Source organism: Methylorubrum sp. B1-46 (assembly GCF_021117295.1).
GTDB lineage: Bacteria > Pseudomonadota > Alphaproteobacteria > Rhizobiales > Beijerinckiaceae > Methylobacterium.
In genome coordinates this window covers 3,243,014-3,262,806 of the sequence record NZ_CP088247.1, presented here as the reverse complement: position 1 = coordinate 3,262,806, position 19,793 = coordinate 3,243,014, and the positions used below count along the sequence as shown (strand labels likewise).

21 protein-coding genes are annotated in these 19,793 nt (G+C 68.3%); 14 read left to right on the top strand and 7 right to left on the bottom strand.

Annotation, left to right across the window (positions count from 1 at the left end):
- Position 1 precedes the first annotated feature (1 nt).
- Positions 2–1,021 carry a hypothetical protein gene (locus tag LPC10_RS15105; protein ID WP_231342952.1) on the top strand — a complete coding sequence of 340 codons (1,020 nt, stop codon included), beginning with the start codon at positions 2–4 and terminating at the stop codon, positions 1,019–1,021.
- A gap of 264 nt (positions 1,022–1,285) precedes the next feature.
- On the top strand, positions 1,286–1,705 hold the full coding sequence (gene dksA / locus LPC10_RS15100; RefSeq protein ID WP_231342950.1) for an RNA polymerase-binding protein DksA: 420 nt from the start codon (positions 1,286–1,288) through the stop codon (positions 1,703–1,705).
- 33 nt (positions 1,706–1,738) lie between these two features.
- Here dksA and LPC10_RS15095 read toward each other — a convergent pair whose 3' ends face one another.
- Both LPC10_RS15095 and LPC10_RS15090 read right to left on the bottom strand, forming a co-directional pair.
- Positions 1,739–2,065 (bottom strand): porin, encoded by a 327-nt coding sequence (locus LPC10_RS15095; RefSeq protein WP_370644495.1) that lies wholly within the window; start codon positions 2,063–2,065, stop codon positions 1,739–1,741.
- A gap of 72 nt (positions 2,066–2,137) precedes the next feature.
- Entirely contained in the window at positions 2,138–2,356 is a 219-nt protein-coding gene (locus tag LPC10_RS15090; protein WP_231342947.1) for a SlyX family protein, read from the bottom strand.
- A gap of 456 nt (positions 2,357–2,812) precedes the next feature.
- Between LPC10_RS15090 and LPC10_RS15085 the strand changes: the two genes are divergently transcribed.
- From LPC10_RS15085 to LPC10_RS15075, 3 genes are all read left to right on the top strand, one after another.
- A complete protein-coding gene (locus LPC10_RS15085; RefSeq protein ID WP_231342945.1) occupies positions 2,813–3,388 on the top strand; it encodes a PilZ domain-containing protein in 576 nt (191 codons plus the stop codon).
- A gap of 108 nt (positions 3,389–3,496) precedes the next feature.
- Positions 3,497–5,035 carry a threonine ammonia-lyase, biosynthetic gene (gene ilvA, locus LPC10_RS15080; RefSeq protein WP_231342942.1) on the top strand — a complete coding sequence of 513 codons (1,539 nt, stop codon included), beginning with the start codon at positions 3,497–3,499 and terminating at the stop codon, positions 5,033–5,035.
- Between the two features lie 246 nt (positions 5,036–5,281).
- Positions 5,282–5,602 carry a hypothetical protein gene (locus LPC10_RS15075; protein WP_231342941.1) on the top strand — a complete coding sequence of 107 codons (321 nt, stop codon included), beginning with the start codon at positions 5,282–5,284 and terminating at the stop codon, positions 5,600–5,602.
- A gap of 24 nt (positions 5,603–5,626) precedes the next feature.
- Here the strand turns inward: LPC10_RS15075 and LPC10_RS15070 are convergent, their stop codons facing one another.
- A complete protein-coding gene (locus LPC10_RS15070; RefSeq protein ID WP_108940868.1) occupies positions 5,627–5,899 on the bottom strand; it encodes a hypothetical protein in 273 nt (90 codons plus the stop codon).
- A 1,219-nt stretch (positions 5,900–7,118) separates the two neighbouring features.
- On the opposite strand from LPC10_RS15070, the gene LPC10_RS15065 reads away from it, so the two are divergent.
- Positions 7,119–7,463, top strand: a complete 345-nt coding sequence (locus tag LPC10_RS15065; protein ID WP_231342939.1) for a hypothetical protein — start codon at positions 7,119–7,121, stop codon at positions 7,461–7,463.
- A gap of 20 nt (positions 7,464–7,483) precedes the next feature.
- Here the strand turns inward: LPC10_RS15065 and LPC10_RS15060 are convergent, their stop codons facing one another.
- The gene (locus tag LPC10_RS15060) at positions 7,484–8,800 is read right to left on the bottom strand and encodes a UDP-glucose/GDP-mannose dehydrogenase family protein (RefSeq protein WP_231342937.1); all 1,317 of its coding nucleotides are present in this window, start codon (positions 8,798–8,800) and stop codon (positions 7,484–7,486) included.
- 304 nt (positions 8,801–9,104) lie between these two features.
- Positions 9,105–10,118 carry an NAD-dependent epimerase/dehydratase family protein gene (locus tag LPC10_RS15055; RefSeq protein WP_231342935.1) on the bottom strand — a complete coding sequence of 338 codons (1,014 nt, stop codon included), beginning with the start codon at positions 10,116–10,118 and terminating at the stop codon, positions 9,105–9,107.
- Positions 10,119–10,615: 497 nt separating this feature from the next.
- On the opposite strand from LPC10_RS15055, the gene LPC10_RS25705 reads away from it, so the two are divergent.
- A complete protein-coding gene (locus tag LPC10_RS25705) occupies positions 10,616–10,918 on the top strand; it encodes a hypothetical protein (protein WP_370644728.1) in 303 nt (100 codons plus the stop codon).
- Positions 10,919–10,998: 80 nt separating this feature from the next.
- On the opposite strand, the gene LPC10_RS15045 is transcribed toward LPC10_RS25705, so the two are convergent.
- Positions 10,999–11,655 carry a hypothetical protein gene (locus LPC10_RS15045; protein ID WP_231342933.1) on the bottom strand — a complete coding sequence of 219 codons (657 nt, stop codon included), beginning with the start codon at positions 11,653–11,655 and terminating at the stop codon, positions 10,999–11,001.
- A gap of 277 nt (positions 11,656–11,932) precedes the next feature.
- Here LPC10_RS15045 and LPC10_RS15040 point away from each other — a divergent pair, with 277 nt between their 5' ends.
- Both LPC10_RS15040 and LPC10_RS15035 read left to right on the top strand, forming a co-directional pair.
- Positions 11,933–13,291 (top strand): 8-oxoguanine deaminase, encoded by a 1,359-nt coding sequence (locus LPC10_RS15040; RefSeq protein WP_231342932.1) that lies wholly within the window; start codon positions 11,933–11,935, stop codon positions 13,289–13,291.
- Between the two features lie 536 nt (positions 13,292–13,827).
- Positions 13,828–14,076 (top strand): hypothetical protein, encoded by a 249-nt coding sequence (locus tag LPC10_RS15035; RefSeq protein WP_231342931.1) that lies wholly within the window; start codon positions 13,828–13,830, stop codon positions 14,074–14,076.
- A gap of 146 nt (positions 14,077–14,222) precedes the next feature.
- Here LPC10_RS15035 and LPC10_RS15030 read toward each other — a convergent pair whose 3' ends face one another.
- The gene (locus LPC10_RS15030; RefSeq protein WP_231342930.1) at positions 14,223–14,744 is read right to left on the bottom strand and encodes a flavin reductase; all 522 of its coding nucleotides are present in this window, start codon (positions 14,742–14,744) and stop codon (positions 14,223–14,225) included.
- Positions 14,745–15,017: 273 nt separating this feature from the next.
- Here LPC10_RS15030 and LPC10_RS15025 point away from each other — a divergent pair, with 273 nt between their 5' ends.
- The 5 genes from LPC10_RS15025 (at position 15,018) to LPC10_RS15005 (ending at position 19,792) form a co-directional block, all read left to right on the top strand.
- Positions 15,018–15,872: an urease accessory protein UreD gene (locus LPC10_RS15025; RefSeq protein WP_231347058.1), complete on the top strand. Its 855-nt coding sequence runs from the start codon at positions 15,018–15,020 to the stop codon at positions 15,870–15,872.
- Between the two features lie 98 nt (positions 15,873–15,970).
- On the top strand, positions 15,971–16,591 hold the full coding sequence (locus tag LPC10_RS15020) for an urease subunit gamma (protein ID WP_231342927.1): 621 nt from the start codon (positions 15,971–15,973) through the stop codon (positions 16,589–16,591).
- Complete coding sequence (locus LPC10_RS15015; protein WP_231342925.1) at positions 16,588–17,487, top strand: DUF1003 domain-containing protein; 900 nt, start codon at positions 16,588–16,590, stop codon at positions 17,485–17,487. Before LPC10_RS15020 ends, LPC10_RS15015 begins: the two co-directional genes overlap by 4 nt.
- A gap of 76 nt (positions 17,488–17,563) precedes the next feature.
- Positions 17,564–19,276, top strand: a complete 1,713-nt coding sequence (gene ureC, locus LPC10_RS15010) for an urease subunit alpha (RefSeq protein ID WP_231342924.1) — start codon at positions 17,564–17,566, stop codon at positions 19,274–19,276.
- 30 nt (positions 19,277–19,306) lie between these two features.
- A complete protein-coding gene (locus LPC10_RS15005; RefSeq protein WP_231342922.1) occupies positions 19,307–19,792 on the top strand; it encodes a DUF29 domain-containing protein in 486 nt (161 codons plus the stop codon).
- Position 19,793 lies beyond the last annotated feature (1 nt).

The following is a 19,793-nucleotide window of genomic DNA, read 5'->3' as shown; positions in this document are numbered from 1 at the left end:
GATGGTGTCCGTCTCCGACAGCACCGGACCACGGAACTGGGCGGGCTTCGCGCGCCTGTTCCTCGGGACGGCGATCGGCCTGCTCGCGGGCTATCTCGCAATGGCCTTCCTGATCGACCCCTATGACAGCGGTCGCTCGACGCTGGTCTCGGCCGGCGCGGTGCGCCCGCAGGGCCCGCGCACCGCCGCGGCGTCGCGCGGGCGCGACCCGGCCTTCGCGGGGGCGGTGTTCGGAAATTCCCACATCCAGCTCGTCGAGCCGGCTCGGCTCACGGCGGCGACCGGCATTCCCTTCGTGCAGCTCTCCGTGCCCGCGACCGGCCCCGGCGAGCAGCTCGCCCTGCTCGCTTGGTTCCTGCACCACCATCCGGCGCCGAAGGCGATCGTTTTGGCGATCGACGATTACTGGTGCATCGCCGATCCGGCATTGCCCAACGACAAGCCGTTTCCGTTCTGGCTCTACAGCCACGAGCCGCTCGCCTATCTCCGCGGTCTCCTCCGCTTTTCCGTGGCTCAGGAGGTGGTCGAACGCGCCGGCTGGCTTCTCGGCCCGCGCCGCAAGCGGGCAGCCGCCGACGGCTGGTGGGACTACGAGCCGGATTACCTGCGGCTCGGCGCCCTCGACGGCGAGCGTTTCCGCGCCGCCCGCGAGACGCCGGTCTCCGACGCGCCGGATCCGGGCAAGGCGGGACCGGCTTTCCCGGCCGCCGCGCGACTCGGCGCCGCCCTCGCGGCTCTGCCGCCCGAGACCGCGGTGGTCATGGTGTTCCCGCCGGTCTACGCCGCCGGCCTCCCCCGCCCCGGCACGCCGCGCGCCCAGGCCGAGACCGCATGCCGGGCGGCGATGACGGAGGCCTTGCGGCATCACGCACGCAGCGCCCTCCTCGACGCGCGGCACGAGCGGCCGGCCTCGCACGACCCCGCCCTGTTCTTCGACCAGACCCACTACCGGCACGCTCTGGCCCAGCCGCTGGCCGACGAGATCGCCGCCGCGATCGACCGTCTTCGCAAGAGGCCCTGAACCGGAGCGGAGTCGGCCGGAGCGGACCCGGCTCCGTGGCAGGCCTCGCCCATGGCGCCGTCCATCTCACGCGTGCCGCGTGAGACCGTAGGACAACCTGATGTCGCGGAGACGGCCACCTGAGCGTGTCGTCTTTGCCGCATCGCGGGAGCTTTTCACGCGAGACGCTGCATGGCGGCATCCGCGCGTTGTAGAGCTTGCCCGGCTCGATTATAGCCTCGCCCAAGATCGCCGCTGACCGGCAGGGAGCGCGAGGAAAAGACGATGGCGAAGGTCACGATCGAGGACGGCTACAGGCCCTCCGACGACGAGCCCTTCATGAATGAGCGGCAGCGCGAGTATTTTCGTCGCAAGCTGCTCAACTGGAAGAGCGAAATCTTGCGCGAAGCGCAGGATACTCTCAGCGCGCTTCAGAGCGAGAACGAGAACCATCCCGATCTCGCCGACCGCGCCTCCTCCGAGACCGATCGTGCGATCGAGCTGCGCGCCCGCGACCGTCAGCGCAAGCTGACGAGCAAGATCGACGCGGCTTTGGCCCGGCTGGAGGACGGTTCCTACGGTTTCTGCGAGGAGACCGGCGAGCCGATCTCCCTCAAGCGCCTCGATGCGCGGCCGATCGCGACCCTGTCCCTGGAAGCGCAGGAGCGTCACGAGCGCCGCGAGCGCGTCTACCGCGACGACTGATCCGACCCGGTGCCGGCGTTCAGGCGGCGCCGATCAGTGACCTCCCGCATCGATCCGCACGAAGCTGCGCACTGGCCCCAGTGCGGACTCGCTGCGGGTATCGACCGCGATGCGGCCCTGTAATGAGGGAGCGGTCCGGCGGGTGCCGATATCGGCGCCGGTTCTGACCCGTCCGGACAGGCGGATGCAGGTCGTCGTGCCGGGAATGCGGATGAAGCCCGCTCCCTGGCTCGGGCAGGCCTCCATCGGCGTGTCGGAGGGATGCGGTGCGCGCTCGAACGCATGGGCCGGGCAAGCGCCCGCGATAAGCGTCACAAGCGTGAGACAAAGGCCGAGACACGGCACCGCCCTGCGCATCATCCTGCTCTCCTTAGCTCCTGCACCGCGATCCGGCCGCCCAACGATCGATACGACAACCGAATCGATCCGGTATCAATAGTGCGGTGGTGGCGGCTCCGGAGCACCGCTGGCGGCCCGGAAGGCGCTTTCCTCGACCTGCTCCTGCACCCGTGCGAGCTGCCGGGTGAGCCGATCGATGACGCCCCATTGCGCCGTGATGGCCGCGTTCAGATCCTCGATCACGGCCTCTTGCTCGGTCAGCCGGATCTCGAGGCGCGCGATTCTGTCGGTATCGGAGGGAATGTCACTCATCGCTCGAGCATGCGCGCGGCGGCCCGCCCCTGACAACCAGCGTCACCGACAGCAAGGGCTGGAAAGACCGCGATTTTCTGTCATGCCGGTTTTGGATGAGCGGCATGTGTTTTCGGTATGGATGCGCGCCTGTCCAGATCGCGACTTGTATTGAACGCTCATCAGTCGTTTTGAGTGTGCACTCGAAACGATGATTCAGCTTTCGTTCGAGCACAGGCGCAATGCCTGGATTCTGTCTCATCACGCATGGCTAGATCGCAATCAGCCGGTTTCAGATGAGCCCGACAGTCGCGGGCGCCGAGGTCATCGGCAGGCGGAGGCCTGATGTTCGCCTCGGCTCGCGAACATAGACCGCGCCGCGTCATCCATAAAAAAGTCCGCAAAAGTCGAGGAATTCTGTCCGTTTTCCCTTCAGGGCTGTGCCTTCAAGGTGGCGTGACGACGACATGTTGCAGCATGACCGAGCATCTCACCCCCGATCTCCATACCGTGATCCTCCCAGCCCTCTGCTGGAGTCGGCGGCAGCCCGACTTCTACGCGGTGACGCAGGATGTCTCCCGGGAGGGCATCAGCTTCCGCTCGGCGGCCGAGCCGGCGGTCGACGAGCAGATCACCTGCAGCATCCGCTACATCGGCCAAGTCGATGCCCGCGTCATCAGAACCGACGACAGGCTGTTTCTCGTCCGGCTCAAAGCATCCCGACAGAGGGCGGCCGAGGTCGCCCGCACCCTGCTGGCGCTGAGCCGCGAACAGGAGCGCACCCTGCAGCCGACACGCGCGCATCCGCGGATCAGCCCTGATCGCAAGGACGTGCTCGTGACCCTTGAGGACGGGCGCGTCCTGCCGGGGCGGCTGATCAACGTCTCGGCCTCCGGCGCAGCGCTGGCTCTCGACCACACGTTGTCTGCCGGAGCGAGCATCACGATCGGCAGCACGGCGGCGCAGGTCGTGCGCATCTTCCGCGACGGCATCGGCGCCGCCTTCGCCTTCCCCTTCGATCAGGGGCAGGTCCATGCCGGGATCCGGCTCTGATCCGATTTCGGTCGGATGGATCCGTCCCGGCCCTCCCCTCGCATCCCGGCCGCGGAAGGTCTAAGTCCCGGGCGAGCCCTGCCCGATGACGCGGCCGAAAGCCTGTCCGTGACTGACTATATCAAGAAGATCCTCTCCGCTCGCGTCTACGACGTGGCGATCGAGAGCCCCCTCGACCCGATGCCCCGCCTGACCAAGCGGCTCGGCCGCCCCGTGCTGCTCAAGCGCGAGGATCTGCAGCCGGTCTTCTCGTTCAAGCTGCGCGGCGCCTACAACAAGATGGCTTCGCTGCCGCGGGAGCAGCTCGACCACGGCGTGATCTGCGCCTCGGCCGGCAATCACGCGCAGGGGGTCGCCCTCGGGGCGGCCAAGCTCGGCGTGCGCGCGGTGATCGTGATGCCGCGCACCACGCCCGCCATCAAGGTCGATGCCTGCCGGGCGCGGGGCGCCGAGGTTGTGCTGCACGGCGACGCCTTCGACGAGGCTTTGGCCGAGGCGCGGCGCCTGGAGGCGCAGTGGGGCCTGACCTTCCTGCACCCGTTCGACGATCCCGAGGTGATTGCCGGTCAGGGCACGATCGGCATGGAGATCCTGCATCAGCACACGGGGCCGATCGAGGCGATCTTCGTGCCGATCGGCGGCGGCGGGCTGGCCGCCGGAATCGCCACTTTCGTGAAGTACCTCCGTCCGGAGACCAAGGTGATCGGCGTGGAGCCGGAAGACGCCGCCACCATGGCCGAGGCGATCCGGGCGAACGACCGAGTCATGTTGCCCAGTGTCGGCCTGTTCGCCGACGGCGTCGCGGTGCGGCAGGCCGGCGAGGAGACCTTCCGGCTCTGTCGCGAGCATCTCGACGCGGTGATCACCGTCGATACCGACGCGATGTGCGCGGCGGTGAAGGACATTTTCGACGACACCCGCGCGATCTCCGAGCCGTCGGGCGCGCTGAGCCTCGCCGGTGCCAAGGCCTGGGCGGCGGATAACCCCGGCGCCGGGCCGCTGGTGGCGATCTCGTCGGGCGCCAACCTCAACTTCGACCGCCTGCGCCACATCGCCGAGCGGGCGGAGATCGGCGAGGAGCGCGAGGTGCTGCTCGGCGTCACCATTCCCGAGCGTCCGGGGGCCTACCGCGCCTTCATCGGTGCCCTGGGCCCCCGCGCGATCACCGAGTTCAACTATCGCTACGCCAAGGGAAGCGAGGCGCGCATCTTCGTCGGCATCAACCTGCCCGGCGGCAAGCCGGAGAAGCGGGACCTGATCGCGGCCCTGGAGAGCGCCGGCTACCGCGTCGCCGACATGAGCGACAACGAGATGGCCAAGGTGCATGTCCGCTACATGGTGGGCGGGCGCGCCTCGGGGCTCGCCGACGAGCGGCTCTACCGGTTCCAGTTCCCGGAGCGGCCGGGTGCGCTGATGAAGTTCCTGGAGGCTTTGGGTGACGGGTTCAACATCAGCCTGTTCCACTACCGCAACCACGGCGCCGATTACGGCCGGGTGCTGGCCGGGATCGAGGTGCCGCCGGCCGAGCGCGCCCGCTTCGACGCCGTCCTCGATGCGCTGGCCTACCCCTATGTGGACGAGACCGACAATCCGGCCTACCGGCTGTTCCTCGACAACGGCATCGGCGGCGACGCGGCCCATCGCTAGAGCATCATCCTGAAAGGTGGCCGCCGGCTTTCGGAAAAGATGATGCGAAAACAAAGGCCTCGAGTTTTGCCCTGGATCCGAGATCCAGGACGATGCTCCGCGTGAGAGTGGGTCCGATCGCTACGGCGCTCGCGCCGCCCTGAGGGACGGAATGCCGTCTTGCGGCCGTTTTTCCGCTGTCAGCTTCGGTGCCACCGATGGTACCGGCAGGCGGCGATGGCCGGCCGCAAAGCGAGGCGACCCCCGATGCGCGCAGCCCTTCCCGCCCTGCTCGCTCTCGCCACGCCGGCTCTGGCCGGTCCGGCGGAGCGGGATGTACCCGCTGCGGCGCCATCCGCGCAGACCTCGATCCTCACGCACCGCAGCGCCGAGGACTCCATGGCGCGTCAGGCCGAGTTCGACCGGCGGATCGCCGAGCGCAGTAACCGCGCCGCCCGCTCGATTTGCTCGGGTTGCGCAGCCGGCGCCGAGGCCAGCCGGCGCGGCGCGACCGTCACACCGGGGCTGCGCAATCCCGGACAGAGCGAGGTGAGACCCGCCGATCCGTCCCAGGCACCACTCGATTGATCGGTCGGGCCGGTCCCGAGGCGATCACACGGCGGCGTGCGCGGGCTGGCTGCGGAACAGAGCCGTGCAGCCGGCATCCCGGTGCATGCTCAGGATCGAGGCCCGGTCGATCTCGGGGTGCTCGGCGAGAACGCGGCGCACGTCCTCCACGACCTTCTCGTAGCGGTGGGCGTCGAAGTCCTTCTCCAGCGGGCTGACCGCGATGTAGGCCTCGACGACGAGGACGCGTTCGGCGCGGTCCTTGGTGATATCGACGGCGATCCAGGCCGATTTGACCAAGCGGTTGGCGGCGAGCATGGGGCGAACCTCCGATGCCGCCGCGTTATCCGGCGGCTGTCGAAGGGAAGCATGGACCGCGCCGAAGAGCTTGCCAAGAGATTCCGGCGTCGTGTCAGGCCTCAATCCTCACGGATCCGGCCTGAAGGCCGATGACTCCGGCCGGCGCATCTTCCGGTCTGCATGCTTCATCACAACCGTGATCCCGCGCCGGTGTCGTTGGAGACACCGGCGCGGTGGTTCTGCAATCAGGGTTCGCGTCCGTCTTCGGCGACGGCCTCGCGCCCTGCGATCCGAGTCTCCGGATCAGGTGTCGGAGACGATCCGCAAACCCGTGAAGCCGTTCAGGCGGGACGGCGCGACATAACCCGCGGCACTGTCGCCCGCTTCAGCGTTCGCCGATTCCTTCGCGCGCCCTTTCATCAGGGTGGGGCGTGCGATCCACCGCACAACCTTGTCACCCTCGTAGCGTCCGGCCCGCCGCTCGTCCCTGCGCAAAACCCAGCGCGGATGAACCGCCCCATTCCTGACCATCACCCATCCCCCTCAGGGCTCCTCCGCCGACACCGGCACGCCCCCTCGGCGTACCCCGGTGTCACAGCGGACCGTGCCCCAACGATGAAAGCAGGCAACGATTTCAGGACGATTGCATCCTCCAAATTAGGGATATCCGGCATCATTTGCGCTTAAGTAGTCACTTGCATCCCCAAGCAGATCTCGCCACCGGGTGCCGCCGGACCTCGTTGCGCCACCGCAACCGTCAGTCGGCGGCAACGACGCAACATTTCACGCAACATGGCCGCAAACAGCCAGGGCTAACCCGCTTCTTGCGAAACGAAGACGTCGCGAGGGGAAAGATGCCGAAGATCGCTATCGCAGCCCGAGCCGCTTCGGTCCTTCTGATCGTGTCCGGTGCGGCTCCCTGCCTTGCGGCAACGGGCGGCGGATCGGAGCGCCGTTCCGAGGATGCCCGATCAGCGCCCGGGCAGGAGACGGGCGGCAGCCCGCAGAGGTCTCAGGGAGCGGCGCGAGCGTCATGCCCGCCGCGCTGGCCCTACATCGTCCTGACCTGCGTGGCGTGAGGCGTAATGACCCTGTTCCTGATCCTGCTCGCCTGCAACCTCGCGCTCGGGATTCTATTCACGCTGATCGCGTCATCGGTGGAATAGACCCGGCGGACGGCACCTGAGGCGCGCAGGTCGCGCTTGACCGCGGCAATGGCTTGCGCGCACCTGATCCCATGCTGACGCTTGTTCGCCTGATGGCGTGGATCGTGGCCATCGGCCTCGTCGCCGTGACGCTCTCGCCGCTCGAGGCGCGTCCGGTCATCGCCTCGGCGAACCTGGAGCGGGCCGGCGCCTACGCGCTGTTCGGCTTCCTGCTCGCGCTGTCCTATCCGCGGCGCTGGGGGCTGGCCCTCGTCGCAGCGGTCGCCCTCGCCGGCGCCCTCGAAGCGGCCCAGGGCCTGACCGTGAGCCGGCACGGCCGGATGATCGATTTTCTGGTCAAGGGCGGCGCGGCGATGATCGGCGGCCTCGCCGCGCAGGGTCTGCACCTCCTGCTTGCCCGCCGCGCGGCGCGCTGAGGTGGGGGGCAGTCCTCCAGTCAGTCGTCGCGCGCCAGCGCGCCGACGCCGATATGGCGCAGGCCGTGGCGGCGGGCCTCGTCCGGCGCGTAGACATTGCGCAGATCGACGAGGACGGGGGCGGCCATCAGCCCCTTCAGCCGGGCCAGATCGAGCGCCCGGAAGGCGTTCCACTCGGTGACGATCACCAGCGCGTCCGCCCCTTCCGCGCAGGCATAGGCATCCTCGGCATACGCCACGCCCTGCAGAAGCGGCCGCGCCTGCTCCATGCCTTCCGGATCGTAGGCCACGATCCGCGCTCCCGCATCCTGCAATCCAGCGATGATCGACAGCGAGGGCGCGTCGCGCATGTCGTCGGTGTTCGGCTTGAACGTCAGGCCGAGCAAAGCCACCCGCTTGCCCCGCACCGAGCCGCCGCAGGCCGCGATCACCTTGCGCGCCATCGCCCGCTTGCGCTGGTCGTTGACCGCCACCACCGTCTCGACGATCCGCACCGGCGTGCCGTAATCCTGCGCCGTCTTCACCAGCGCCAGCGTGTCCTTCGGAAAGCAGGAGCCGCCATAGCCCGGCCCGGCATGCAGGAACTTCGAGCCGATGCGATTGTCGAGGCCGATGCCGCGGGCGACCTCCTGCACGTTGGCGCCGACCTGCTCGCAGAGATCCGCGATTTCGTTGATGAAGGTGATCTTGGTGGCCAGGAACGCATTGGCGGCGTACTTGGTGAGCTCGGCCGTGCGGCGTCCGGTGAGCAGGATCGGCGCGGCGTTGAGGTAGAGCGGGCGGTAGACCTCCTGCATGACGGCGGCGGCGCGGGCATCCTCGGCGCCGATGACGATGCGGTCGGGCCGCTTGAAGTCGTCGATGGCCGCGCCCTCGCGCAGGAATTCGGGGTTGGAGGCGACGCCGACATCGAGGTCGGGGCGGGTCTCGCGCAGGATGCGCTCGACCTCGTCGCCGGTGCCGACGGGGACGGTCGATTTGGTGACGACCACGGCGTAGCCGGTGAGCGCCTCGGCGATCTCGCGCGCTGCGGCGTAGACGTAGGAGAGGTCGGCAAAGCCGTCGCCGCGGCGCGACGGGGTGCCGACCGCGATGAACACGGCTTGCGCCTGTGACACGGCGGGCCTGAGGTCTGTAGAGAATCCGAGGCGTCTGGCCCGCACGTTCTCGGCGACGAGGGCGTCGAGGCCGGGTTCGTAGATCGGCATGCGGCCCTGGTTGAGGGCTTCGATCTTATCGGGATCCTTGTCGATGCAGACGACCTCGTGGCCGAAATCGGCGAGGCAGGCGCCCGAGACGAGGCCGACATAGCCCGAGCCAATGATCGCGATGCGCATCGGTGATCCGTCTCCCTGCCGCGGCAGCCCTCGATCCTCAGGAACCGCGGAGGAGGCCGCCTGTCACAAGGGTCGGCATATTTTCCCGTGCCGACAATGCGCGCAGCGTGGCCGGTCTCGGCGCATTCGGGTGACGACCGGGTGATGGTCCGGTGACGCGATTGCCCCGAAAGGCTGTGATCCGACTTAGTGTCTCTCACAAACGCCCGCCGCGCTGTCCTCGCCAGGGCGAGAACGGTCGGTAACCGGGAGTTTTGTGAGGCACTCTCAGAAGACGAAGGGCGATGAGAGCTCCGTCCTGCGCCTACTGGTCTCCGTAATAGTCGAGGTACCACTTCACGAAGGCGGGGATGCCGGTCGCCAGCGGCGTTTCCGGCAGGCGGCCGACGAGGGCGTGCAGCAGGTCGGTGCTCGCATGGGTGCGGATCACGTCCCCCGGCGGCAGCGGCTTCAGCACGCGTTCGGCCTTGCGCCCGAGGGCCGCTTCCAGCGCGCCGATCATCGCATCGAGCCGGACCGGACGGCCGCCGCCGATATTGACGAGGCGGTAGGGGGCCACTGCGCTCAAGGTGTCGGCGGTCGAGACCGGACCGCCCTCGCCCGGCAGCGGCGGCGGACGCTCCGACAGGGCGACGATCGCGTTGATGAGATCGTCGATGTAGGTGAAGTCGCGCTCCGCCGCGCCTTCCCCGAACACCTCGATCGGCTCGCCCGCCAGGATCTTCCGGGTGAACAGGAACAGGGCCATGTCCGGCCGTCCCCAAGGTCCGTAGACCGTGAAGAACCGGAATGCCGTCGTCGGCACGCGGAACAGGTGGGCGTAGGAATGGGCCATCGCCTCGTTGGCGAGCTTGGAGGCGGCGTAGAGCGTGAGCGGGGAGACCGCGCGGTCGGTTTCGCGGAACGGCACGCTGGCATTGCCCCCATAGGCCGAACTGGTCGAGGCCGTGAGCAGGTGCCGGACGGGGTGGGCGCGCACCGCTTCCAGCAGGTTGGCGAAGCCGACGAGGTTCGCCTCGACATAGGCGCCGGGGTCGACGAGGCTGTAACGGACGCCGGCCTGTGCCGCGAGGTGGAAGACGAGATCCGGCTTGGCGCGGGCCATCACGTCGAGGAGCGCGCCGGGCGTCTCCAGCCGGGCCTCCACCGCCTCGAAGCCGGGATGCCGGGCCAGATCCGCGTGCCGGGCCTGCTTCAGCGCGACGTCGTAATAGGGCGAGAGGCCGTCGAAGCCGGTCACGGTGTGGCCTGCCGCCAGCAGATGCCGGCTCAGCGCGTGGCCGATGAAGCCGGCGGAGCCCGTGACAAGAGCGTGCATGCGAGGCCCGTGGCGCCGAATTCCCGAGGATCAAGCGGGATAGCCTTCACGGGCGCGCCTCGCAAGAAAGGCGATCGCGGTTGCCAGAGCCCCGGATGAGGGCCTGTGCTACGGTCTTCGCTCGATCGGAGCGGAGAGCGTATCAGCAAGCCCGCGTAGCACTTGAGCGATAGCCAAAGCCGCCATCCCGACGGGATCAAGCGGATTTGGCATGAGAACCGTCGAGGGAACGTTGCCGTCTCTCCTCGATTTCCGATTTGGAAGGTTTTCCGGTGCGTTATCGCGCGCCGGGCGCTTTGTCCGTCCGCTCAAGCCTGCTTCCAGCGCGGACCTGTCGCGCCGGTTCAGGGGTTGTTTCTCGGGGAATCAGGTATACTTACGCCAGACTATCAGCCGACCTATGCCTTGCGCCCGCCCGCGACGCGGGTCCCGACGTCTGCCGGGGCCGAACGTCGTTGCACGGAAGGAGCGAGACAATCCGGTCGGCCGAGACATCCATCCAGGCCCAGGGCGCCGTGTCGCCCCTCGCTTGGGTCCAGCGAGTTCGAACACCGAGTGTCCGCACGATGAACCAACTTTTCCGCCTGCCGCAAGTCGGCGAGGCCGATGCGATTGCCGAGCCCTCCGCCAATCTCCGTGTCCCCTTCGCGCAATCCGGCACCTTCGTCTGCAAGTTCATCATCGGTGAGCCGAGCGACCAAGCCGTGTGCTGCGGAGCCCCGGTTGCCGACGGCAAGAGCTGGTGCGCCTATCACCGCCGCATCGTGTTCGAGCCGGCCCGTCCCGGCCGCGCTCGCTGAAGCACCACGCGCGCATCCGAAGTGCGCAGCGATCGGACTCGGGCGCCCTGTTCTGCACGGCGCCCGCTTCATTCCTCGAACTAATCCGCGCCGAAAGCATCGAGCGGAGACGGCTGGCCGACCACGGTGGGCGGCATGCCTGGTCCGCGCCAGCGCATGACGAGGCGTCCGCCCTCGCGCATCCCGACGCTGCGATAGGCGGCGGCGCCCTCCGGCGGTAAGCCGAGATCTCGGGACCGGTTGCCGACCGTCCCGAACCGGCGCTGCTCGTAATAGGCGTCCGCCGGAGCATCGGGCGGGATGTCGCCGTAGACCGGACGCAGGCTTCGCATCGGCGCCGCTCTCGCCTCTCTCGGCCAAGCCCTCTGCCGAATCGCGACCCGGCGGCTTGGCCGCTCGACTCTCCGCACCAACGCCACCCGTTCCTGCCGCGCCGGCCGCGCGCGAACCGCGGCCGTCCGAATCCGCTCGCGGCGAAGCTTGGCCGAACGCCGGGGAGAGCGGGCCTCGATGCGGGTCTCGCCCCGCGGCTCGTCGATTTTAGCGGGCGTCAAGACGGTCTTCGACCCGGCATTCGTCGCCGGGGGATCGACCTTGGCCGGCGGATCGGTCCACTGGCCGGCCGCTTTGCTGTCGGCTAGGGAAGGACCCGGCTTGTCCTGCGCAGCGGCAGGGCTGCCTGCCAGCAGCGTGCCGAGCAGGACCAGGAGAGTTCGAAAGCGGCTGCCGCGCGACATGGGAAATCCCCCTCGGGATCGGAGATGGACAACGCCGGCCGTCAGCTCCTGAGTCGGGTACAACGATCCCGCTGTGGAAGCTCCCAGCAAAGGTAGGGATGCGTGCCTGCGGCGTCCATAGATCCATGTATCAAAACGCGAACTTCATCGACTCTTCCACCACAGGTCTTGGCCAAGACGCTTCCTCCCGAAGCTCTGCATCCCTATCGTCACCGTTCGATACCGCCGGGACCGCGGCACGGTTCGCGCTTTTCTTTCGACGATCTCAGGAGACGGTATGGCAGCGGACGGCACGACGGCGCGGCGCCTCTGGATCCGTGATCCCCTCGCGATCCTGGCGGAGGGAGCCGGCGGAGGCGTCGTCGTCGAGGGCAGCCGCATCGCCGAGACGGTGCCCGCGGGCGCATACCCCTCCGCCCCGGTCGACGAGACCTTCGAGGCCGGGCGGCACGTGGTCATCCCCGGCCTCGTCAACACGCATCACCACTTCTTCCAGACGCTCACCCGCGCCCATCCGGCGGCGATCAACAAGCCGCTGTTTCCCTGGCTGCAGGCGCTCTACGGCGTCTGGGGCCGGCTCACCCCGGAGGCGTTCCGCCTCGCCACCCGGCTCGCCTACACCGAATTGCTGCTCTCGGGCTGCACCACGGCGGGCGACCACCACTACCTGTTTCCGCAGGGGCTGGAGAACGCCGTCGACATTCAGGTCGAGGAGGCGCGGGCTTTGGGCATCCGCGCCGTCGTCACCCGCGGTTCGATGAGCCTGCCGCAGGAAGATGGCGGCCTGCCGCCGAGAGCGCTGGTACAGGATGACGACACCATCCTCGCCGACAGCGAACGGGTGCTGCGGCTGTTCCACGATCCCAAGCCCGGCGCGATGGTGCGGATCGGGCTCGCGCCCTGTTCACCCTTCGCCGTCACCAAGCGGCTGATGCGCGAGAGCGCGGTGCTGGCCGAGCACTACGATTGCCCGCTCCACACCCATCTCGGCGAGACCCGCGACGAGAACGCCTTCTGCCTGGAGGCCTTCGGCCAGCGTCCGGTCGATTACCTCGAGGAGGTCGGCTGGATGACGCGGCGGGCCTGGCTCGCCCACGGCATCCACTTCGAGGACGAGGAGGTGCGCCGTCTCGGCGCTGCCGGCGTCGGCGTGTGCCACTGCCCGACCTCGAACATGGTGCTGGCCTCGGGCCATTGCCGGACCTGCGAACTGGAGGCGGCGGGCTCGCCCGTGGGCCTCGGCGTCGACGGCTCGGCCTCCAACGACAGCTCGAACCTGATGGAGGGCGTGCGCCACGCCCTGATGATCAACCGGTTGACCTACGGCGCCGAGGCGGTGACCCATCGCGACGCCCTGCGCTGGGCGACCGAAGGCTCCGCCGCCTGCCTCAACCGCGATGATATCGGCCGGATCGAGAGCGGGCGGGAAGCGGATCTGGCGCTGTTCACCCTCGACGAACTGCGCTTCTCCGGTGCCCACGACCCGCTCGCGGCGCTCGTGCTGTGCGGCGCCCACCGGGCCGACCGGGTGATGGTGGCCGGTTGCTGGCGGGTGATCGACGGTCAGCCGCTCGGTATCGAGACCGGGCGCCTGCGCGAGGAGCATTCGCGGCTCGCCCGCCAACTCTTCGGCTGACATCCGCCGAATTCGGCCTCCGGAACAGCCCGTACCGGCCGGGCGCTGGCCGCCGGGCCGGAGATTTGCCTCGCGATACCCGACATGTCGGACATTCCGATCGATCCGGTCTCGTTCAGTCGTGAGCGCACGGGCGCTGCGTGTCCGCCGGGCATGACCTACACGGACGGTTCAAGGGGGGGGCGAGCACGTGGGACGCGTGAAAGCGATCGTCACGCGGGTGCTCTGTCAGCGCTCTCTTTAATCCCGAGGCAAACCTGCCCTGTGCTGACACGCACCCCTCGGGAAAGGATCATGCCAACTGCTGCGGATGTAAGCAAAATCCTGCGATCCGCGCGTAAGCCATTGATTTAGCGTAGAGTTGGTGAGCGGCCTAGGCAGTTCCTTTAGTGCCTCGGCAACTCATGGCTCTGGGTCTGCCTTTGCAATGGGCAAAGTCTGGCGCTGCGTGAGGCATCGCTGCACAAATTCTATGATGCGAGCCTCGGCCTCGTGCTTAAATCCTGAATCGGAAGACCTTGTTCAGGAGTCACACGATGTCCGCACACACCGTTTCGGCCGCTCTCTTGGTGCTCGCCTTCTCGGCAGGCGGCGCCCTTGCCGGCGATCGGGGCCGGATGCCCGCGAATCCGCAAGCGGAGACCACCGGCAGCGTCGGGCGGCTGAGTGAACCGTTCAGCCTCTTCGAGGCTCCGCCCTACGATCCGCGCGATCTCGGGCCGCGCGCGTCGGGCCGCAGCGGCTTCAACCCCGACACCGCCCGCGCACGCCACTACGCGCGCTGAGGCGGCAACGAGGCGGCCGATCACCCGCGTTCAGCGACGGAGATCGGCCCCCGCTTTTTATTAGAGCGTCGTCCCGAAAGGCGGCCAGCGGCTTTCGTGTCAACGGGAGTCCGAAGGTCAGGCCAGCCTACCGGATCGGCTATCCCTCACGAGGCTTCGGCGGCGGTTCGGCGCGGCAGGACCCGGTAATGGCGTCCGGCGTAGAGCAGACCGTCGCTGTCCCTGATCTCGGCAAGCGCCTCGACCTCACAAATCAGCACGTCGTGGGTGCCGACCTCGTGCCGATCGACGATGCGGCAATCGAAGGCGACGAGGGCATCCGGCAGGACCGGTGCTCCCGTCTGCAGGATGCCCCAATCCCGCCCGTTGAAGCGCTCGTCGCGCGGTACGCGGCCGGCGAAATCGGCCGCGAGACCCTCGTGCGCCGCCGTCAGCGTGTTGATGCAGAGCACGCCGTTTCGCAGAAAGGCGGGATAGGCGGAGGAGCCGCGGTTGAGGCAGACCAGCAGCGTCGGCGGACCGTCACTGACGCTGCACACCGAGGTCGCGGTGAGACCCGCCCGGCCGACCGGCCCATCGGTGGTGACGAGATGCACCGCGCTCGCGAGTTGCGCCATCGCCTCGCGATAGGCCGAGGCGGAGAGGGTCTCCAGATCGGATGAAGTCATAGCGTGCGCCTCTCGGGGCCGAAATCGGGTCCCGATCGTTGAGCAGGACGTCGCAAGGCCCGGTCGAGCGCTCGCGAAAGCATGACGCGGTGGGCGCTCCGGCCGTTCCGGTCAAGGGCGCGCGTCGTCGTCCGGGGCTGATCGTGGCCGGTTCGTCCCGTGCGTTGCCGAAGATCGGTGCGGGATGGCACCGGACGGAGCGCGTCCGTCGTCTTGCGGACCGGGCCGGCCCTGTCGGATGAAGCGCCGGTCGAACACCGTCGGAGGCCTACCATCCCCGCTGCCGAACTGCATCTCCCGGCCCCGGTCCGCCAGCGCTCGCACGGGATTGTGCACCTGCGCGCCGCCCCGGCCGGCACCGCCGCGCCCGCCCCGACGCGGATCGTGGATCTCGCCGAGAGCGGCCCCCTGCGCCTGCGCTTCCCCCGCCAGGGCTCCGAGCGGATGCTGGAGGGCGTCCTGGTCAATACCGGCGGCGGCGTCGCCTGCGGTGACCGGTTCGAGGTCTCGGTCGGGGTCGAATCCGGCGGCGCCTGTCTGCTGACCACGACCGCGGCGGAGAAGATCTACCGCTCGGACGGGCCGGATGCGGAGATCCTCAACCGGGCGAGCGTCGGCGTGGGGGCGCGCCTCGACTGGCTGCCGCAGGAGACGATCCTGTTCGACCGTGCCCGGCTCCGGCGCCGATTCGAGGCGGATCTGGCCCGTGACGCGGCGCTGCTCGTGGTCGAGATCGCGGTACTCGGCCGGGCGGCGCGAGACGAGAGCCTGCAGGAGGCCCTGTTCGAGGATCGCTGGCGCATCCGCCGCGACGGTCGCCTCGCCTATGCCGACGATCTGCGCCTCGACGGGCCGGTGAGTGCGCTCATGGCCCGCACCGCGATCGGGGGCGGCGCCCGCGCGCTCGCGACGATCCTCGACGTCTCGCCCGGTGCTGAGGCACGGATCGACGAGGCGCGCGCCCTTCTCGGCGCGCTGCCTGACTCCGTCGAGGCCGGCGCGAGCGCCTGGAACGGTCATCTCGCCGTGCGAATGCTGGCGCCGACCGTCGCGCCGCTGCGCGAGGGCGCCGCCCGTTTCCTGGCCGCGTGGCGCGGGCGGCCGATGCCGCGGGTCTGGCAGAGCTGACCGACCCGCTTGACCTCGGCGCGAGCATGATCCTTGCTCGCGCCGACCTTCAAACCCGGCCGACTCTCACCTCAGCTCTCTGCCTCAGGACGCACGCCTTGCTCCTCACGCCCCGCGAGAAAGACAAGCTCCTCGTCGCCATGGCCGCCCAGGTCGCCCGCAACCGGCTGGCGCGCGGGGTCAAGCTCAACCATCCCGAGGCGGTCGCGCTCATCACTGACTTCGTCGTCGAGGGGGCCCGCGATGGCCGCTCCGTCGCCGAATTGATGCAGGCGGGGGCCACCGTCCTCGACGCCTCGCAGGTGATGGAAGGGGTGCCGGAGATGATCCACGACATCCAGGTCGAGGCGACCTTCCCCGACGGCACCAAGCTCGTCACGGTCCATCACCCGATCCGCGGCGTCCCCTCGGCGGACGTTCCCGGCACCGTCACGACCCTACCCGGCGAGATCGTCTTCAACGCGGGCGCGCCGCGGACCGTGATCGAGGTCGCCAATACCGGCGACCGCCCGATTCAGGTCGGCTCGCACTACCACTTCTTCGAGGTGAATCCGGGCCTCGTCTTCGACCGCGAGAAGGCCCGCGGCCAGCGCCTCGACATCGCGCCGGGCACCGCGGTGCGCTTCGAGCCGGGCTCGACACGCGCGGTGGCGCTCGTGCCTCTCTCGGGTGACCGGAAGGTCTTCGGCTTCCGCGGCGACGTGATGGGTCCCCTGTGAGCCTGACCGACGAGCTGCACGAGCGCGACCGGGGAATGATGGCGCTCGATGCCGAGGCGCATGTGCTGCCGACGAAAAAGCGTGGCGTCTGCGCGATCTCCGGCGTCGAGATGAACCGCCGCAATCTCGTTCCGTTGGCGAGCCTGCGCCCGGCGCTCGCCGGACATATCCGGTCGGACTATCCGGGCCTCGCCGACGACGCGCTCATCAGCGTCAAGGAGCTCGCCCGGTACCGCACCCGCTACGTCGCCGAACTGCTGGCGGAGGAGCACGGCGAGTATTCCGATCTCGACCGGCAGGTGGCCGAGAGCATCGCCGCCCAGGACACGATCGCCGAGAACATCGAGGAGGATTACGACGAGCACCGCAGCTTCGGCGAGCGCGTCTCGGACGGGCTCGCCGCCTTCGGCGGGTCCTGGGCCTTCCTCATCAGCTTCGCGCTGGTCCTGGCCGCGTGGATGGCGGTGAACGTCACCATGGGCGAGATGGGGGCGTTCGACCCCTACCCGTTCATCCTGCTCAACCTCGTCCTGTCCTGCCTCGCGGCGATCCAGGCGCCGATCATCATGATGAGCCAGAGCCGGCAGGACAAGAAGGACCGGCTGCGCTCGAACAACGATTACCGCGTCAACCTGAAGGCTGAGCTGGAAATCCGGCACCTGCACGAGAAGATGGATCATCTCGTCACGAAGCAGTGGCAGAGACTGGCGGAGATCCAGCAGATCCAGCTCGAGATGCTCCAAGAAATGCGCACCCGCGTGGCGCGCAAGCCCGTCGTCAAGGTCAAGAAGGTCGTGCGCAAGAAGCGCGCGAAGCCGGCGGCCTCCGACGTGGCTCCGCCCGCGGGCGAAGCCGGGCCGCCCACTGGGCCGCCCTCGTCCGATTCCGCGGCTTGAGCGCTCTCCGCCCCGATCTTCTCGGCACCGATCCTGCCTACTCCTCCTGGCGTCCGCCAAAACCTGAGTGTCCCTCATGTCTGCCCGCCTGCCCCGCGCCGCCTATGCCGACATGTTCGGTCCGACCACCGGGGATCGCATCCGGCTCGCCGACACCAGCCTGGAGATCGAGGTCGAGCGCGACTTCACGACCTACGGCGAGGAGGTGAAGTTCGGCGGTGGCAAGGTGATCCGCGACGGGATGGGCCAGTCGCAGGCGACGAACGCGGAAGGTGCGGTCGACACCGTCATCACCAACGCGGTGGTGCTGGATCACTGGGGCATCGTGAAATGCGATGTCGGCATCGTGCGCGGCCGAATCGTCAAGCTCGGCAAGGCCGGCAATCCTGACGTTCAGGCGAATGTCGACATCGTCGTCGGGCCCGGCACCGAGGTGATCGCGGGCGAGGGCAAGATCCTCACCGCCGGCGGCTTCGACAGCCACATCCACTTCATTTGCCCGCAGCAGATCGAGGAGGCCCTGTGTTCCGGCGTCACGACGATGCTGGGCGGCGGCACCGGCCCCGCGCACGGCACCTTCGCCACCACCTGCACGCCGGGCCCCTGGCACATTGCCCGGATGATCGAGGCGGCGGACCATTTTCCGATGAACCTTGCCTTTGCCGGCAAGGGCAATGCCTCGGTCCCCGGCGCGCTGGAGGAGATGATCCGTGCCGGCGCCTGCGCAATGAAGCTGCACGAGGATTGGGGCACAACGCCCGCCGCGATCGACACCTGCCTGACGGTGGCGGACGCCCACGACGTGCAGGTCATGATCCACACCGACACGCTCAACGAGTCGGGCTTCGTCGAGGACACGATCGCCGCCTTCAAGGGCCGCACCATCCACGCCTTCCACACCGAGGGCGCGGGCGGCGGCCACGCGCCGGACATCATGCGGGTGGCGGGGCTCGCCAACGTGCTCCCGTCGTCGACGAACCCGACCCGGCCCTTCACCAAGAACACCATCGACGAGCATCTCGACATGCTGATGGTGTGCCACCACCTCGACCCATCGATTCCCGAGGACCTCGCCTTCGCCGAGAGCCGCATCCGCAAGGAGACCATCGCGGCCGAGGACATCCTGCACGACATCGGCGCGCTCTCGATGATGTCCTCCGACAGCCAAGCGATGGGCCGGGTCGGCGAGGTGGTGATCCGCACCTGGCAGACCGCCGACAAGATGAAGCGCCAGCGCGGCGCCCTGCCCGGAGATGCATCGGGCAACGACAACCTGCGGGCGCGACGCTACGTGGCGAAGTACACGATCAACCCGGCCATCGCCCACGGCGTGTCGCGCCATATCGGCTCGGTGGAGGCCGGCAAGCTCGCCGACCTCGTGCTATGGACGCCCGCCTTCTTCGGGGTGAAGCCGGACCTCGTCATGAAGGGCGGGATGATCGCGACCGCGCCGATGGGCGATCCCAACGCCTCGATCCCGACGCCGCAGCCGGTGCATTACCGGCCGATGTTCGGCGCCTACGGCCGCGCCCCGTTTGCCACGGCCCTCACCTTCGTCTCGAAGGCCGCGATCGAGGACGGGGTGAAGGAGCGGCTGCGCGTCTCCAAGGAACTGGTGGCGGTGGAGAACGTGCGCGGCGGCATCTCGAAGAAGAGCATGATCCTCAACGACGCGACGCCGGTGATCGAGATCGACCCCGAGACCTACGATGTGCGCGCCGATGGCGAGCTGCTGGTCTGCGAGCCGGCCGAGGTTCTGCCGATGGCGCAGCGCTACTTCCTGTTCTGAGCTATCATCGGCCACTGACAGGAGACCCCGATGACAAAGGCCGCGCTTAAGCCGTCCTCGGCTGCCGATCTTTACGAGACGGATTTCTACGCCTGGACGCAGGCTCAGGCCGAACTGCTGCGCGCAGGCCGGTTCGATGAACTCGATCTTCTCAATCTGATCGATGAGGTGGCTAGCGTGGGAGGCAGCGAGAAGCGCGAGATCGAAAGCCGCCTCGACGTCCTCTTGGCGCATCTGCTCAAGTGGAAATACCAGCCCGGTGCTCGGACGAGCAGTTGGCAGGCCACGCTGCGGGAGCAGCGCATGCGTATCGGCCGAATTCTGAAGTCGAGTCCGAGCCTGAAGCGCTATCCGGCCGAAGTCTTCTCGGAGTGCTATCTCTCTGCGCGCCTTGAGGCAGCCAGAGAGACCGGCATCGACTTCAGCCTGTTTCCCGAGCAGCCACCCTTCACCGTCGAGCAGGCGCTCGATCCAAGCTTCCTGCCGAAGGAGCCTGGTCTCCTCGACCCATCGTAAA

What these genes read in the sequence shown, in the direction of transcription:
- LPC10_RS15105 (WP_231342952.1), top strand. Translation starts at nt 2, where the DNA reads ATGGTGTCCGTCTCCGACAGCACCGGACCACGGAACTGGGCGGGCTTC.
- dksA (WP_231342950.1), top strand. Translation starts at nt 1,286, where the DNA reads ATGGCGAAGGTCACGATCGAGGACGGCTACAGGCCCTCCGACGACGAG.
- LPC10_RS15095 (WP_370644495.1), bottom strand. Translation starts at nt 2,065, where the DNA reads ATGATGCGCAGGGCGGTGCCGTGTCTCGGCCTTTGTCTCACGCTTGTG.
- LPC10_RS15090 (WP_231342947.1), bottom strand. Translation starts at nt 2,356, where the DNA reads ATGAGTGACATTCCCTCCGATACCGACAGAATCGCGCGCCTCGAGATC.
- LPC10_RS15085 (WP_231342945.1), top strand. Translation starts at nt 2,813, where the DNA reads ATGACCGAGCATCTCACCCCCGATCTCCATACCGTGATCCTCCCAGCC.
- LPC10_RS15075 (WP_231342941.1), top strand. Translation starts at nt 5,282, where the DNA reads ATGCGCGCAGCCCTTCCCGCCCTGCTCGCTCTCGCCACGCCGGCTCTG.
- LPC10_RS15070 (WP_108940868.1), bottom strand. Translation starts at nt 5,899, where the DNA reads ATGCTCGCCGCCAACCGCTTGGTCAAATCGGCCTGGATCGCCGTCGAT.
- LPC10_RS15065 (WP_231342939.1), top strand. Translation starts at nt 7,119, where the DNA reads ATGCTGACGCTTGTTCGCCTGATGGCGTGGATCGTGGCCATCGGCCTC.
- LPC10_RS15060 (WP_231342937.1), bottom strand. Translation starts at nt 8,800, where the DNA reads ATGCGCATCGCGATCATTGGCTCGGGCTATGTCGGCCTCGTCTCGGGC.
- LPC10_RS15055 (WP_231342935.1), bottom strand. Translation starts at nt 10,118, where the DNA reads ATGCACGCTCTTGTCACGGGCTCCGCCGGCTTCATCGGCCACGCGCTG.
- LPC10_RS15045 (WP_231342933.1), bottom strand. Translation starts at nt 11,655, where the DNA reads ATGTCGCGCGGCAGCCGCTTTCGAACTCTCCTGGTCCTGCTCGGCACG.
- LPC10_RS15040 (WP_231342932.1), top strand. Translation starts at nt 11,933, where the DNA reads ATGGCAGCGGACGGCACGACGGCGCGGCGCCTCTGGATCCGTGATCCC.
- LPC10_RS15035 (WP_231342931.1), top strand. Translation starts at nt 13,828, where the DNA reads ATGTCCGCACACACCGTTTCGGCCGCTCTCTTGGTGCTCGCCTTCTCG.
- LPC10_RS15030 (WP_231342930.1), bottom strand. Translation starts at nt 14,744, where the DNA reads ATGACTTCATCCGATCTGGAGACCCTCTCCGCCTCGGCCTATCGCGAG.
- ureC (WP_231342924.1), top strand. Translation starts at nt 17,564, where the DNA reads ATGTCTGCCCGCCTGCCCCGCGCCGCCTATGCCGACATGTTCGGTCCG.
- LPC10_RS15005 (WP_231342922.1), top strand. Translation starts at nt 19,307, where the DNA reads ATGACAAAGGCCGCGCTTAAGCCGTCCTCGGCTGCCGATCTTTACGAG.